This window comes from Streptomyces sp. NPDC016640 (assembly GCF_043076215.1).
Classification (GTDB): domain Bacteria; phylum Actinomycetota; class Actinomycetes; order Streptomycetales; family Streptomycetaceae; genus Streptomyces.
The window spans coordinates 236,146-248,776 of the sequence record NZ_JBIBRG010000013.1 but is presented as its reverse complement, the minus strand read 5'-3'; the positions used below and the strand labels follow the sequence as shown (position 1 = coordinate 248,776).

Here is a 12,631-nt window from a genome sequence, read left to right as displayed (position 1 = left end):
CCCGGGGGGCGCGCTGGAGCGCCCGGGCCCGGGGGGGGCCCCCGGGGGGGGGGGGGGGGGGGCGGGGGGGGGGCCGGGGCGGGGGGCGGGGGGGGGGGGGCCCCCCGGGGGGCCCGCGGCACTAGGCTGGCGGCGTGACCGACCGCAGCGAGCGGCCGCTGGCCGTGTTCGACCTCGACAACACCCTCGCCGACACGGCGCACCGGCAGCGCTTCCTGGAGCGCAGGCCGCGCGACTGGGACGCCTTCTTCGCCGCCGCGCCGCAGGATCCGCCGCTCGCCGAGGGCGTCGCGCTGGTCCGGGAGAGCGCGCGGGAGTGCGAGATCGTCTACCTCACCGGACGTCCGGAGCGCTGCCGACGCGACACGCTGGACTGGCTCGCGGCCCACGGGCTGCCCGAGGGGGACGTGCACATGCGCGGCAACGCCGACCGCAGGCCCGCCCGCCACACCAAACTGACGATCCTGCGCCGCCTCGCCCGCACCCGGGAGATCCGGGTGCTCGTGGACGACGACGAACTCGTCTGCCTGGACGCCGGGCGGGCCGGCTTCACCGTCGTCCGGGCCCGCTGGACGGCCTCTCCGGGGGAACTGCACGACGCTCAGGAGCGGGAAGGGCGGACCTGAGACCGGCCGGGCGCCGGTGCCGGCTCAGTCCGTCTCCTCCAGGCGGAAGCCGACCTTCAGTCCCACCTGCCAGTGCGCGATCCGCCCCTCCTCGATATGGCCGCGCACCTGGGTCACCTCGAACCAGTCCAGATTGCGCAGGGTGTGGGAGGCGCGTTCGACCCCGTTGCGTACGGCCTGGTCGACCCCGTCGGGCGAGGTGCCGACGATCTCCGTGACCCGGTAGGTGTGGTTCGACATGCGCGTACTCCTCTCATGTCATTCCACCGTGCCCCACGGGGCGGCGTGGCGCGAGGCGTCGGCCCGTTCATCCGACCCGCTTGACCTACCTATTGGTCCATACCAAGATGCTGGACACCCGCCCGAGCACCCGCTCGCCCCCCATGTCGGGCCCCGCCCTGTCCGTCCAGACAGAAACAGGACCCCTCGTGAAACGCCGTCTGCTCGCCCTCGCCTGTGTGTCCGCCTCCCTCCTCGCCGGCTGCGGGCTGCTGCCCGCCGACGAAGTCGAACGGAGCACGGTCACCGTGTGGCTGATGCGGCACAGCGCCTCCCAGGAGTACCTGGACCGTTTCACGCAGGAGTTCGAGCGGGAGCATCCCGGGCTCGACCTCGACATCCGCATCCAGGAGTGGACCGGCATCGGTGAGAAGGTGCAACGGGCGCTGGACACGGCGGAGGGGGACGGACCCGACGTCATCGAGGTCGGCAACACCCAGGTCACCCAGTACGCCGAGGGGGACGGACTGCTCGACCTCACCCTGGAGTCCATGCGGGACTGGGGACGCGGCGACTGGCTGCCCGGACTGGCCGAACCCGGCCGGTGGGGCTCCCAGCAGTACGGCATCCCCTGGTACGCCGCCAACCGCGTCGTCATCTACCGCAAGGACCTCTTCCGCCGGGTCGGCGTCACCGCGCCGCCCAGGACCCGCGACGAGTGGCTCACCGTCACCGAGAAGCTCGACACCGGCGGCACCCAGGGCATCTACCTCGCCGGACAGGACTGGTACACGCTCGCCGGCTTCATCTGGGAGGAGGGCGGTGACCTCGCCACGGAGCGGGACGGCGTCTGGCGGGGCGCGCTCGACAGCCCGGCGGCCCTGCGCGGCACGGACTTCTACCGCAGGCTCCAGGCGCTCGGCGACGGACCCGTCGACGCCGACGAGGAACACCCGCCGCAGGCGGACGTGTTCGCCGGGGGCCGGGTCGCCCAGATCGTGGCCGTGCCGGGGACGGTCCGGGCCATCGTGAAACAGAACCCGGGACTGGAGGGCGAGTTGGGCTACTTCCCCGTCCCCGGCAGGACCCCCGGCAAGCCCGGTGCCGTGTTCACCGGCGGCTCCGACCTCGTCGTCCCGGCGAACACCGACGTCGAGGAGGGCGCCGTCGAGGTCGTCGCCGCGCTCGCCGGCGCCCGGTGGAACACCGAACTGGCCCGCACCATGAACTACGTCCCCAACAAGGCGGGCCTCGCCCGCTCGGTGGCGGGGGAGGAGGGCGTCGCGGCCATGGCCGCCGGAGCCGCACAGGGCCGCGCCACCCCCAGCACCCCCCAGTGGGGCGCGGTCGAGGCCGACAACCCGATCAAGGAGTACATGACCGAGGTGCTCACCGGGGCCGACCCGGCCACCGAGGCCGAGCGCGCCTCCCGCCGCATCACCGAGGCGCTGGCCTTCGACTAGGCGGAGTGGTCCCGGCGGGCGGGCGGCGCGCTCAGTGAGCGATGCTCAGCGACAGCGCGAACCGCCCTTCACCGTCCGTCCACCACCGGGCCGGCTCCAGCCCCGCGGCCGACAGTTCCCCGCTCACCCCCTCCCGCCGGAACTTCGCCGACACCTCGGTGCGCAGCTCCTCGCCCGCCGCGAAGTCCACGGCGAGTTCCAGCGCGGGGATCCGCACCCTCTGCGCGGTGCGGGAGCGCAGCCGCATCTCGATCCACTCGTGCTCGGCGTCCCACAGCGCCACGTGGTCGAAGGCGGCCGGGTCGAAGTCGGCGCCCAGCTCCCGGTTGATCACGGTCAGGACGTTCTTGTTGAAGGCGGCCGTCACCCCGGCCGCGTCGTCGTACGCCCTGACCAGCACCTTCTCGTCCTTCACCAGGTCCGTGCCCAGCAGCAGGGCGTCGCCCGGGTCGAGCAGGGCGCGGACCGAGGCGAGGAACGCGGCACGCCCGGCCGGCAGCAGATTGCCGATGGTGCCGCCGAGGAACGCCACCAGCCGCGGTCCCGGCGTGCCGGGCAGCGCCAGCCGGGCGGTGAAGTCGGCGACCAGCGCGTGCACGTCGAGTCCCGGCCGCTCGCCGGCCAGCGCCCGCCCGGCCAGGGTGAGGGCGCTCTCGCTGACGTCGACGGGAACGTAGCTGCGCAGCCCGGTGAGGGCGTCGAGCAGATACCGCGTCTTCTCCGAGGACCCGGAGCCCAGTTCGACCAGGGTGCGGGCCCCGGACGCCGCGGCGATCTCGCCGGAACGGGCCAGCAGGATCTCGCGTTCGGCGCGCGTCGGGTAGTACTCGGGCAGCGCGGTGATCCGCTCGAACAGCTCGCTGCCGTGGGCGTCGTAGAACCACTTCGGCGGCAGCGTCCTGGGGCTGCCGGTCAGGCCCGCGCGGACGTCGGCGCGCAGGGCGGCGCCGGCGGCGTCCTCGGGGAGGGCGCGGGTGAGGAGGAACGGACTCACGTACGGGGCTCCTTCGGACGTGCGGGTGCGACGGCGGGCGCCGGCGCGCCGCCGGGCTCCTTGAGCGGGGTCAGCAGGACATCCGTGCGGCTCGCCGCGAGCAGGGTGCGGTCGGGGACCTCGCGCCAGCGCGGATCGTCGTCGTAGGGCTCGGAGGCCACGACGGTGCCGCCGCCGGCCCGGACGAGGTACCACAGCGTGTCGCCCCAGGCGGTGGCGGTGACCGTGTCGCCGTCGGTGAGCAGCAGGTTGAGCCGGGACCCGGGGGCCGCCGCGGCGACCTCCAGGACCGTGTCGGCCAGCGCCTGCCCCTCCGTGTCACCGGCCCGCAGCCGGGCCAGCACCAGGGCCCACACGAACGCCGAGTCGTTACGGGCCTCCAGCGACAGCACGTCCTCGGCGGACAGGGCGGTCACCAGCGGCGCGAGCGAGCCCGGCCAGCCCGGCACCGCACCGTTGTGGCTGAACAGCCAGGTCCCGGCGGCGAACGGCGCCGCCGCGGCCTCGGCGTCGGCACCGGACAGGGTCGCGTCCCGCACGGCGGCGAGCAGTGCCCGGGTCCGCACCACGCGGGCCAGGTCGGCGAACGACAGGTCCGCCCAGACCGGGCCCGCCCGCCGGTACCGGGCCGGCACCGGGTCGCCCGGCGCGTACCAGCCCACGCCGAAGCCGTCGGCGTTGACCGTGCCGTACCGCTGCCGCCGGGGCGCCCAGGACTGGCGGTACAGGGCGTGCGCCGGCTCCACGAGCAGCCTCCCGAGCGGCTCCCCGGGCCCCACGTAGGCCGTGTGACGGCACATCAGACGTCCTCCGAGCGCGCCGTGCGGAACCCGGAGAAGATCTGCCGCCGGATCGGACGGTCCCAGTTGCGGAACGTGCCCCGGCAGGCCACCGCGTCGACGGCGAACGAACCGCCGCGCAGCACCTTGTGACCCGGCCCGAAGAACACCTCCGAGTACTCCTTGTACGGGAACGCCCTGAACCCCGGGTACGGCAGGAAGTCGCTCGCCGTCCACTCCCACACGTCGCCGATCAGCTGCCGTACCCCGAGCGGCGACTCACCGGCCGGGTAGCTTCCGGCGGGCGCCGGACGCAGATGCCGCTGCCCGAGGTTGGCGTGCTCGGCACCGGGATCGGCGTCGCCCCAGGGGTAACGCGTCGAGCGGCCGCCGGCCGGATCGTGCCGGGCGGCCTTCTCCCACTCGGCCTCGGTGGGCAGCCGGCGCCCGGCCCAGCGGGCGTAGGCGTCCGCCTCGTACCAGCACACGTGCAGCACCGGCTCGTCGGGCGGCACGGCCTCGGTGACACCGAACCGGCGCCGCAGCCACTGCCTTCCGTCCCGCCGCCAGAACAGCGGGGCCGTCAGGGAGGCGCGGCGGACGTGGGCCCAGCCCTCGGCGGTCCACCAGCGCGGCTCGTCGTAGCCGCCGTCCTCGATGAAGGCCTGGTACGCGGCGTTCGTCACCGGGGTGGTGTCGATGCGGAAGGGCGCCACCTCGCGCCGGTGCGCGGGGCGTTCGTTGTCCAGCGCCCACGGCTCGTCCGAGGTGCCCATGGTGAACGGGCCACCCGGGACGAGGACTTCGGACGGGCCCGTGAACAGCGGCACGGGCTCCGGGTCGGGGGCGTCCAGGGCCCGCGGGCCCCGGCGGAGCTGATGGGTGATCAGCATGGTCTCGTCGTGCTGCTGTTCGTGCTGCGCGATCATCCCGAAGACGAAACCCGCCTCCGTCAGCCGCGTCCCGTGGAACGCGGCGCCCTCCAGCACGTCCAGCGCCCGGCCGCGCACATCGGCGGCGTACCGGCGCGCCTCGTCCGGCGGCAGCAGCGGCAGCTTCGGGCGTTCGGCACGCGGGTGCTCGAAGGCGTCGTAGAGGCTGTCGATCTCCGGCCGTATCGCCTCCTGACCGGCGACGGCCCGCAGCAGCCATTGTTCCTCCTGGTTGCCGATGTGCGCCAGGTCCCACACCAGCGGGGACATCAACGGCGAGTGCTGCGCGGTCAGATCGGGTTCGTCGACGCAGCCGGTGAGCAGCGTGGTGCGGTCCCGTGCGGTGATCAGCGAGGCGACCGCGCGCTCGCGCAGGGCTTCGGCGTCCAGGGCGGGGTCGGTCATGAGGACGTGTCCTTCCCGTGCGGGGAACCGCCGTGCGGGGGGCGGGGGCGGGCGCCGGGGGAGTACGGCGTGCCGGCGCCGTCCGTGGCGCGGGACGTCCGGTGCCGGTCGTCGAGCAGTTCGTCGAGCAGGTCGTCGGCCGGGCAGCGGCCCCGGACGACATAGCGGTTGCGGTAGGCCGCGACCGCGTCGACCACCTCGGTGGTGGCGCCGAGCCGGGGCAGGGCGCCCAGCGCCGCCGCGAAACAGGTGACGGCCACCTCGCGCAGCTCCGGGTCGGCCGGCCCGTCGCGGGCGGCGTCCCGCCAGAGCGGGTTGTGCGGCGCGGGCATGCCGTCCATCCGCTCGGCCAGTGGTTTCACCGCCCGGTAGGCGGTCTCGGCGGCCTCCGGGTCGTCGAACAGGGCTGCGGTCACGGCCAGCGGCACGATCCAGCCGTCGTCGCCGGGCTGCGCGTCGATCATGCGCAGTTCCAGGTGTCCGCGCGGTCTGACCGGCGGGAACAGGGTCGTGACGTGGTAGTCGAGGTCCTCCCGGGTCGGCGGTCTGGGCACGGCGGACCTGGTCCACTCCCGGAAGGTCAGCCCCCGCGGGACCTGCCACGGCCCGCCGTCGCGCCGTACGCACATGACGGGCGCGTCCAGCACGTGCCGGGCCCAGGCGCCGCGCGGGTCGGCGTCCAGGGCGGGGCCGCCCGCCCGGCCGGTGCCGATCTGGGCCCAGCGCAGCTGCCGCGTGGACACCCAGCCGGTGGGCCGGTGGCCGGCCATCGGGGAGTTGGCGAACACGGCGAGCAGGACCGCGCCCAGCTGGTGCGCCAGCCACCAGCGCCGTACGTGGCCGAGGGGGCCGGGCTCCTCGTACCCGGCGTCCAGACACACCTGCACGGAGGCGGAGGTGCACATCATGGCCCGGCCGGCGGGGCCGGTGCGGTCGAGGCAGGCCTCCATGGCGTCGTAGCGCGGTTCGCGCAGGAACCGGCGGGGCGGGTGCCAGGGGTCGTGGCCGAGGCCGACCAGCACCAGGCCGTCCCGGCGCAGTACCGCGCGGACGGCGTCGAGGTCGGCGGAGACGGCGGCGACGCACTCCATCAGGGAGGCGGCGGGCGGCGAGCTCAGCTCCAGCTGGCCGCCGGGCTCGATGGTGAGCGCCGACCTCAGGGGCACGGTCCGCAGGGCGGCGTAGGCCGCCTCGAGTCGTTCGGGTGACACGGGGAGCCGCGGTTCCCGCAGCTCGTGGACGAGCCATTCCACCTCGACCCCGAGGCGGCGCGGCGGTCCGGTCTTGAAGCAGATGCCCCGCATCAGGGCCTCCGCCTCGGCTTCCGTGACGGCGGGGCGTGGCGCGGAACAGCCATCTGTCGTATCGGACATGTCGGGACACTCCTGTGATTCCACATGTCGCCGGCCCGGAGGTTGGACGGTCCCGGCCGGCACCAACCCGTCCACCCAAAACCTTCGCGTCGCCCGACACAAGGGCGCCTGGCGGGGCGTTCCGGGGCGGTTGTCCTTTCGTCCGGCCTGTCCCCGGGGGCTTCGCCGCCCGTTTCCCGGACCTTCCGGGGGAGGCGAAACTCCGTTGCGCCGCATCACGAGCATCGCTCACGATGCCTGCGTGAGCACGACGAGCGGGACCGCGCGGCGCGCGGTCACGGCGGCTACGGGGGTGGCGCCGTGAGCGGGCGCCGCGCGCGGCGTCGCCCGCGGGACGAGCGGCGCGTGGCCGCAGCGGACCGGGGGTGCGCCCGTGCCCGAGGGACTACGGGGGAGGCTCGTGGCGGCGGGTGCCCGCCGCGCGCCCGCGGCGGCACGGTCCGCGGCGCGTTCGAACGGGCGTTCACGGACCTGTCGCCGGAGGCGGTGGGGGTCAACTCCAGCCGTACCGCTCCCGCAGCCGCTGACGCACGAGGTTGAACCGCATCCGGTCCAGCGCGCACGCCTCCCGGCGCATGCCCTCCTCGTGCAGCCGCAGCACCCGGTCGACGGCGACCCACGACTCCCGGCCCGACCGGTCCCACGGCCCGCTGCCGATCGGCACCCACTCCCGGTCCCCGCCGTGCCGCTTGCTGGACAGCTGCACGGCGAGGAAGGACCCGGCCGCCTCACGGGCGACGACGAGCACCGGACGGTCCTTGCCCCTGCCGTCGTTCTCCTCGAAGGGCACCCAGGTCCACACGATCTCCCCGGGATCGGGGTCGCCGTCGTGCGCGGGCGAGTACTCGGTGCGCACCCGGCCCACCGCGCGGGGAGCGGCCTCGACGGTGGCGGAAGGGCCGTGGCGGCCCGGGGTGTTCTCGGGGCTGTAGGCGGTCACAGGCGTACCGTACGGCACCCGTGGGCCGCCCCGGGCAGGGAGCCTCGCCCGCCCGCCGCCCGCCGCCCGCCGCCCGCCGCCCGCCGCCCGCCGCCCGCCGCCCGCCGCCCCGCCGCCGAGGCGGCCGTGCGTACGACCGGACGTGCCTGACCGGCCTCCCCGGTGGAACCTGGGAGACATGGGAAAGACCGCGCTGATCGTCATCGACATGATCAACACCTATGACCACGTGGACGCCGAGCGGCTGATCCCGTCCGCCGAGTCGGTCGTACCGGTCGTCTCCGCCCTGCTGGAGCGGGCACGGCGGCGGGGCGTACCGGTGATCTACGTCAACGACAACTTCGGCGAATGGCGTTCCCACCACGGCGAGCTGGTCGACAAGGCCCTCGCGGGGTCGCAGGCGGACCTGGTGCGGCCGGTGCGGCCGGACGACTCCTCCCTCTTCGTCGTCAAGGCCAGGCACTCGGTCTTCTTCGAGACCCCGTTGGACTACCTGCTCGGTCAGCAGGGCGTCGAGCGGCTCGTGCTGTGCGGTCAGGTGACGGAGCAGTGCGTCCTCTACTCCGCGCTCGACGCGCACATCCGCCACTACGACGTGGTCGTCCCGCGTGACGCCGTCGCCCACATCCACGCCGACCTGGCGGACGCCGCCCTGCGGATGATGGAACGCAACATGGGGGCGCGGGTGTGCGACAGCCGGGAGTTGTGGGACTGACCCGTTCGGATTCCCGCGCGATCCGTTTCCCGCGCGATCCGTGCCGTCCGCCCTCTGGCGGACGCGCGTAGACCTCGGCCATCATCTTCCTGCACCACTGCACCACTGCACAGCCGCCCCACCGGAAGGTCCGGCTCCCCCCAGGCAGGAAGGTTCGTCCATGCTGGCCGTGAAGGCACTCAAGCCCCTGAGGACGCGCTCCGTCCTCACCGCCCTCGCCCTCGTCGTCGCCCCCGGCGCGGCCGTCGTCGGTACGGCGGGCGAGGCGTCCGCCGCCACCAAGATCAGTCACGCGACCGCGACCTCGATGTTCCGCGACGCCGGCATCACCTGGTCGTCGTCCGGCAACTGCTCGGACCGCAACAACCCCACCTGCACGTCCTTCGACCAGCTCAACCTCGCCACCGCCCAGGGCGCCCAGACGCTCAAGCGGGCCAGCGGCTGCGCGCTGAACATCACCGGCGGCACCGAGACGGGCCACGCCTCCGGGACGTACTCGCACTGGAACGGCTACAAGCTCGACTTCAGCAAGTACACCTGCCTCGGCAACTACATCAAGAACACCTTCGCCTACATCGGAGTCCGCGGCGACGGCGCCCCGCAGTGGCGGTCGGGCGCGGGCAACGTCTACGCCGACGAGGGCAACCACTGGGACGTCACGTTCCACAACTGCGGCGGCTGCTGAGTCCCCCGCGACGCGCCGCCCGGGTCCCGCGCGGGACCCGGGCGGCGCGCCTGGCCGACACTGGCCCCATGAGTTCTCCCGTTCCTCAGCCCCCCGAGGTCCGCCCCTACCTGGACGAGCTGGTCCGCCGCGCCCGCGCCGTCTGCGGCCCCCACCTGGTGAGCGTCCTCGCCGTCGGGTCCCTCGCACTCGGCGACTACCGCCACGGACGCAGCGACATCGACGTGACGGTGGTGGTGGACCCCTCACTGCCCCGGCGGGTGCTGCCCGAACTGGCCCGGGTGCTGGCCCACCCCGCCCTGCCCTGTCCCGCCGCCGGGCTGGAACTGGTCGTGTACCCGGCCGACTTCACCGCACGACCGTCCGGCGAGGCGGGGTACCTGATGGATCTCAACACCGGACCGTCACTGTCCGAGCGGGTGAGCTTCGACCCCGGGGCGGGGCCGTCGTTCTGGTACGCCCTCGACCGTTCCCTCGCGCACCAGGAGGGCCTGCCGCTGTTCGGCAGGCCGGTACGCGAGGTGATCGCCGCGCCGGAACGGGGCACCGTGCTCGCCGCACTCCGCGCCTCCGTGCGGGAACACGCCGAGGGCGAGGGGCATGTGGCCGACAACCGCGTCCTCAACGGCTGCCGTTCCGTCGTCTACTGCCGGACGGGTCGTTGGCTCGCCAAGCGCGGGGCGGGCGAGGCGGTCGCCGCCTCCGAGGAGGACTTCCGGCCACTGATCACCGACGCGCTGCGCAGTTTCGAACGCCCCCGGGAATCCGCGCTCGTGCTGCCCCGGGCGGCGGTGCGGGACTTCCTGGCCTGGGTGGCCGGGCGCGTGGACGAGGCGGTCGAGGCCGAGACCGCACGCTGACCCGGCCCGCCCGCCCGCCCGGCCCGCCCGCCCGGCCCGCCCGGCCCTGCCGGGAGACGGGCGACCGCGCCGGTTTCCGGCCGACGGGCCCCCGGGCGGACGCTTTGAACGCTCGACAGGCGACGGCGCCGCTGTCTAGGCTTCCGGACGCGGCATCGCGTGTCGGTCACCGGCTGGGTGAGGCATGGAGGTGCCGGGATGCCCACGGAGGCATTGACACAGTGCCAGTAGAGTTCAACCACACCATCGTCCTCACCCGTGACCGGGAGAAGTCCGCCCGTTTCCTCGCCGGGATCCTGGGGCTCGAGGTCGGGGAACCGGCCGGGATGTTCCTGCCGGTGACGACCGCCAACGGCGTCACCCTGGACTTCGCGACCGTCGACATCGACATCCCGGCGCAGCACTACGCGTTCCTCGTCTCCGAGGACGAGTTCGACGCGATCCTCGCCCGGCTCGTGGAGGCCCGGATCCCCCTCCAGGCCGACCCGCACGGCAGGCACCCGCGCCACATCAACCGCAACGACGGCGGACGCGGCGTCTACTTCCGGGATCCGGCCGGCCACGGCCTGGAAGCCGTCACCCGCCCCTACGGCACCGACCCGGCCTCACCGCTGAACGGTGTCACGGAGGAGGTCCCCGGAGCCGTCTAGTGCCGCGTCGGCCAGGGAGACCCTGGCCGACGCGGCACCGGAAGCGTGACCGGCCGGGACGGGTTCCGCCCCGGCCCGGCCGGTCAGCCCCCGTCCGAGGGCAGCGACGCGGGCGCCGGTCCCGGCCGCCGCGAGGTGTCGTGGTCGTCGCGGCGCGGGAGCAGCAGCGGAGTGGCCAGCAGCAGGAGGCCGGCGAGGCCGATCGCGGTCCGCGGGCCGGTGAGGGCGGCCAACAGCCCCCACAGGGCGGTCAGTACGGCGATGACGGCCTTGCTCGTCGCCGACCACGCGGACAGCGTCCGGACGACCCGGTCCGCCGGGGTCAGCTCCAGCCGCCGGGTGGCGAACACCGGGTTGAACACGCCCATGCAGGTGATCAGCCCGAACTCCACCACCATCACGAGCACCAGCCCGCCCGTGCCCGGCCCGGTGAACGCCAGCCCGAGCAGCCAGCACGCCCGCAGGGTCCCCGATACCCGCAGCACCCGCTGCGATCCGAACCGCCGGACCAGCCGCCGGGACGACCGCGAGCCGATCAGGCCGCCGACGCAGGGCACGGCGAAGGCGAGCCCGTACTGCCAGGGCGCGAACCCCAGCGGGCCCACCATCAGCACGACGAGCAGCGGCGAGACAGCCATGATCAGCCCGCTGACCAGGACGGTGTTGAGGAACAGCGGGCGCAGCGCCGGACTGGCGAGGACGAACCGCCACCCGTCGAGGAGGTCACCCGCCCGGAGCCGCGCGTCCTCGGCGGGACGCACGGGACGCCTGTCCTCACCGCCGGCCGCGCCGAGGGCACCGGCCGACAGCAGGTAGCTGACCGCGTCGGCGACCACCGTGGTCACCGGACCGAACCAGCCGATCGCCGCGCCGCCGAGCGGCGGCCCGAGCATGGTCGCGGTCCAGTTCGTCGCCTCGAACCGCCCGTTCGCCACGAGCAGCCCTTCCTCGGGCACCAGTTCCTTGAGGAACGCCCCGACGGCCGCGTGGAAGGTGATGTCGGCCGCGGCGACGACGACCGACACCACCAGGAGCTGCCCCACGGTGAGCGCGTCGAGGACGTACGCGACCGGAACGCTGAGCAGCACCGCGCACCGGAGGAGATCCGTCGCGATCATCACCGGGCGCTTGCGGCGGAACTCCACCCAGGGGCCCAGCGGCACCGAGAGCACCGCGCCCACCGCCGGTCCCACGGCCGCCAGCAGCGACACCTCGGCCGGATGCGCGTCCAGCACCAGCACCGCGACCAGGGCGAACGCGTCGAACGCGCACCTGGTGCCGAAGGTGCTGATCCCGTACGCCGCCCACAGCCACCCGAACCGCCCCGGCGTCCGCCCCCGCACCACGCCCCGCTCACCCCCGCAGTCCCGGCGCCGGCCGCCGGCGACCGGCACATCCAAGCGGGTGCGGGAGGGGCCGCGCAAACGGCGTCCGGCCGGATCCCGCACAACGGGCCGCGACAGCCGGTTTGCCCGCCGCGCGGCGGGCTACGCGGCGGGCACGGGGAAAACACGCAGACCACTGACCAGGAGGTGCCCATGACCCGGTACGTACGGGACGTGATGTCCGCGCACACCACGTCCGTCGAGCCCATGACCACGGTGGCGCGGGCGGCGCGCCTCATGCGTGAGCAGGACATCGGCGACGTCCTCGTCGCGTACGACTGTGACCTGTTCGGCGTGCTCACCGACCGCGACATCGTGCTGCGGGCCGTCGCCGAGGGCAGCGACCCCGAGACCACGGCGGTCGGCTCCCTGTGCACGCGCCCGCCCCTGGTGACCCTCGGCCCCGAGGACACCACCGATCACGCCGTCGAGCTGATGCGGCGGTACGCCGTCCGCCGCCTGCCGGTGGTCGAACACGGCGGCTGCCCCGTGGGCCTGGTCAGCCTCGGCGACCTGGCCGTCTCGGAGGACCCGCACTCCGCCCTGGCGGACATCAGCACGGCGGCCCCGACCCGCTGAGGAGCCCGACCCGCTGAGGAGGAGGC

General features: G+C 74.3%; 14 protein-coding genes. 7 read left to right on the top strand and 7 right to left on the bottom strand.

Annotated features, from left to right (window positions below; genetic code table 11):
* The first annotated feature begins 134 nt into the window (after positions 1-134).
* Positions 135-626 carry a hypothetical protein gene (locus ACF07S_RS25685; RefSeq protein WP_391963265.1) on the top strand — a complete coding sequence of 164 codons (492 nt, stop codon included), beginning with the start codon at positions 135-137 and terminating at the stop codon, positions 624-626.
* Positions 627-650: 24 nt separating this feature from the next.
* On the opposite strand, the gene ACF07S_RS25680 is transcribed toward ACF07S_RS25685, so the two are convergent.
* Complete coding sequence (locus ACF07S_RS25680) at positions 651-866, bottom strand: dodecin (protein ID WP_391963264.1); 216 nt, start codon at positions 864-866, stop codon at positions 651-653.
* 188 nt (positions 867-1,054) lie between these two features.
* Here ACF07S_RS25680 and ACF07S_RS25675 point away from each other — a divergent pair, with 188 nt between their 5' ends.
* Positions 1,055-2,308: an extracellular solute-binding protein gene (locus ACF07S_RS25675; RefSeq protein ID WP_391975206.1), complete on the top strand. Its 1,254-nt coding sequence runs from the start codon at positions 1,055-1,057 to the stop codon at positions 2,306-2,308.
* 31 nt (positions 2,309-2,339) lie between these two features.
* On the opposite strand, the gene egtD is transcribed toward ACF07S_RS25675, so the two are convergent.
* From egtD to ACF07S_RS25650, 5 genes are all read right to left on the bottom strand, one after another.
* Positions 2,340-3,302 carry an L-histidine N(alpha)-methyltransferase gene (gene egtD / locus ACF07S_RS25670; protein WP_391975205.1) on the bottom strand — a complete coding sequence of 321 codons (963 nt, stop codon included), beginning with the start codon at positions 3,300-3,302 and terminating at the stop codon, positions 2,340-2,342.
* Positions 3,299-4,102, bottom strand: a complete 804-nt coding sequence (egtC, locus tag ACF07S_RS25665) for an ergothioneine biosynthesis protein EgtC (RefSeq protein WP_391963261.1) — start codon at positions 4,100-4,102, stop codon at positions 3,299-3,301. The genes egtD and egtC overlap by 4 nt, the downstream gene beginning before the upstream one ends.
* Positions 4,102-5,418, bottom strand: coding sequence for an ergothioneine biosynthesis protein EgtB (gene egtB, locus ACF07S_RS25660; RefSeq protein WP_391963260.1), 1,317 nt, complete (start codon positions 5,416-5,418; stop codon positions 4,102-4,104). Before egtB ends, egtC begins: the two co-directional genes overlap by 1 nt.
* Complete coding sequence (gene egtA / locus ACF07S_RS25655; protein WP_391975204.1) at positions 5,415-6,791, bottom strand: ergothioneine biosynthesis glutamate--cysteine ligase EgtA; 1,377 nt, start codon at positions 6,789-6,791, stop codon at positions 5,415-5,417. The genes egtB and egtA overlap by 4 nt, the downstream gene beginning before the upstream one ends.
* 493 nt (positions 6,792-7,284) lie before the next feature.
* The gene (locus ACF07S_RS25650; protein ID WP_391963258.1) at positions 7,285-7,731 is read right to left on the bottom strand and encodes a type II toxin-antitoxin system PemK/MazF family toxin; all 447 of its coding nucleotides are present in this window, start codon (positions 7,729-7,731) and stop codon (positions 7,285-7,287) included.
* 178 nt (positions 7,732-7,909) lie between these two features.
* Between ACF07S_RS25650 and ACF07S_RS25645 the strand changes: the two genes are divergently transcribed.
* From ACF07S_RS25645 to ACF07S_RS25630, 4 genes are all read left to right on the top strand, one after another.
* Positions 7,910-8,446: a cysteine hydrolase family protein gene (locus ACF07S_RS25645; protein ID WP_391963257.1), complete on the top strand. Its 537-nt coding sequence runs from the start codon at positions 7,910-7,912 to the stop codon at positions 8,444-8,446.
* Between the two features lie 160 nt (positions 8,447-8,606).
* Positions 8,607-9,131: a hypothetical protein gene (locus ACF07S_RS25640; protein WP_391963256.1), complete on the top strand. Its 525-nt coding sequence runs from the start codon at positions 8,607-8,609 to the stop codon at positions 9,129-9,131.
* A gap of 68 nt (positions 9,132-9,199) precedes the next feature.
* Entirely contained in the window at positions 9,200-9,991 is a 792-nt protein-coding gene (locus tag ACF07S_RS25635; RefSeq protein WP_391975203.1) for an aminoglycoside adenylyltransferase domain-containing protein, read from the top strand.
* Between the two features lie 221 nt (positions 9,992-10,212).
* On the top strand, positions 10,213-10,641 hold the full coding sequence (locus ACF07S_RS25630) for a VOC family protein (RefSeq protein ID WP_391963254.1): 429 nt from the start codon (positions 10,213-10,215) through the stop codon (positions 10,639-10,641).
* Positions 10,642-10,724: 83 nt separating this feature from the next.
* Here ACF07S_RS25630 and ACF07S_RS25625 read toward each other — a convergent pair whose 3' ends face one another.
* Complete coding sequence (locus tag ACF07S_RS25625; RefSeq protein WP_391963488.1) at positions 10,725-11,987, bottom strand: MFS transporter; 1,263 nt, start codon at positions 11,985-11,987, stop codon at positions 10,725-10,727.
* 192 nt (positions 11,988-12,179) lie between these two features.
* On the opposite strand from ACF07S_RS25625, the gene ACF07S_RS25620 reads away from it, so the two are divergent.
* On the top strand, positions 12,180-12,605 hold the full coding sequence (locus ACF07S_RS25620) for a CBS domain-containing protein (protein WP_391963253.1): 426 nt from the start codon (positions 12,180-12,182) through the stop codon (positions 12,603-12,605).
* Positions 12,606-12,631 lie beyond the last annotated feature (26 nt).

What these genes read in the sequence shown, in the direction of transcription:
- ACF07S_RS25680 (WP_391963264.1), bottom strand. Translation starts at nt 866, where the DNA reads ATGTCGAACCACACCTACCGGGTCACGGAGATCGTCGGCACCTCGCCC.
- egtC (WP_391963261.1), bottom strand. Translation starts at nt 4,102, where the DNA reads ATGTGCCGTCACACGGCCTACGTGGGGCCCGGGGAGCCGCTCGGGAGG.
- egtB (WP_391963260.1), bottom strand. Translation starts at nt 5,418, where the DNA reads ATGACCGACCCCGCCCTGGACGCCGAAGCCCTGCGCGAGCGCGCGGTC.
- egtA (WP_391975204.1), bottom strand. Translation starts at nt 6,791, where the DNA reads ATGTCCGATACGACAGATGGCTGTTCCGCGCCACGCCCCGCCGTCACG.
- ACF07S_RS25645 (WP_391963257.1), top strand. Translation starts at nt 7,910, where the DNA reads ATGGGAAAGACCGCGCTGATCGTCATCGACATGATCAACACCTATGAC.
- ACF07S_RS25640 (WP_391963256.1), top strand. Translation starts at nt 8,607, where the DNA reads ATGCTGGCCGTGAAGGCACTCAAGCCCCTGAGGACGCGCTCCGTCCTC.
- ACF07S_RS25635 (WP_391975203.1), top strand. Translation starts at nt 9,200, where the DNA reads ATGAGTTCTCCCGTTCCTCAGCCCCCCGAGGTCCGCCCCTACCTGGAC.
- ACF07S_RS25620 (WP_391963253.1), top strand. Translation starts at nt 12,180, where the DNA reads ATGACCCGGTACGTACGGGACGTGATGTCCGCGCACACCACGTCCGTC.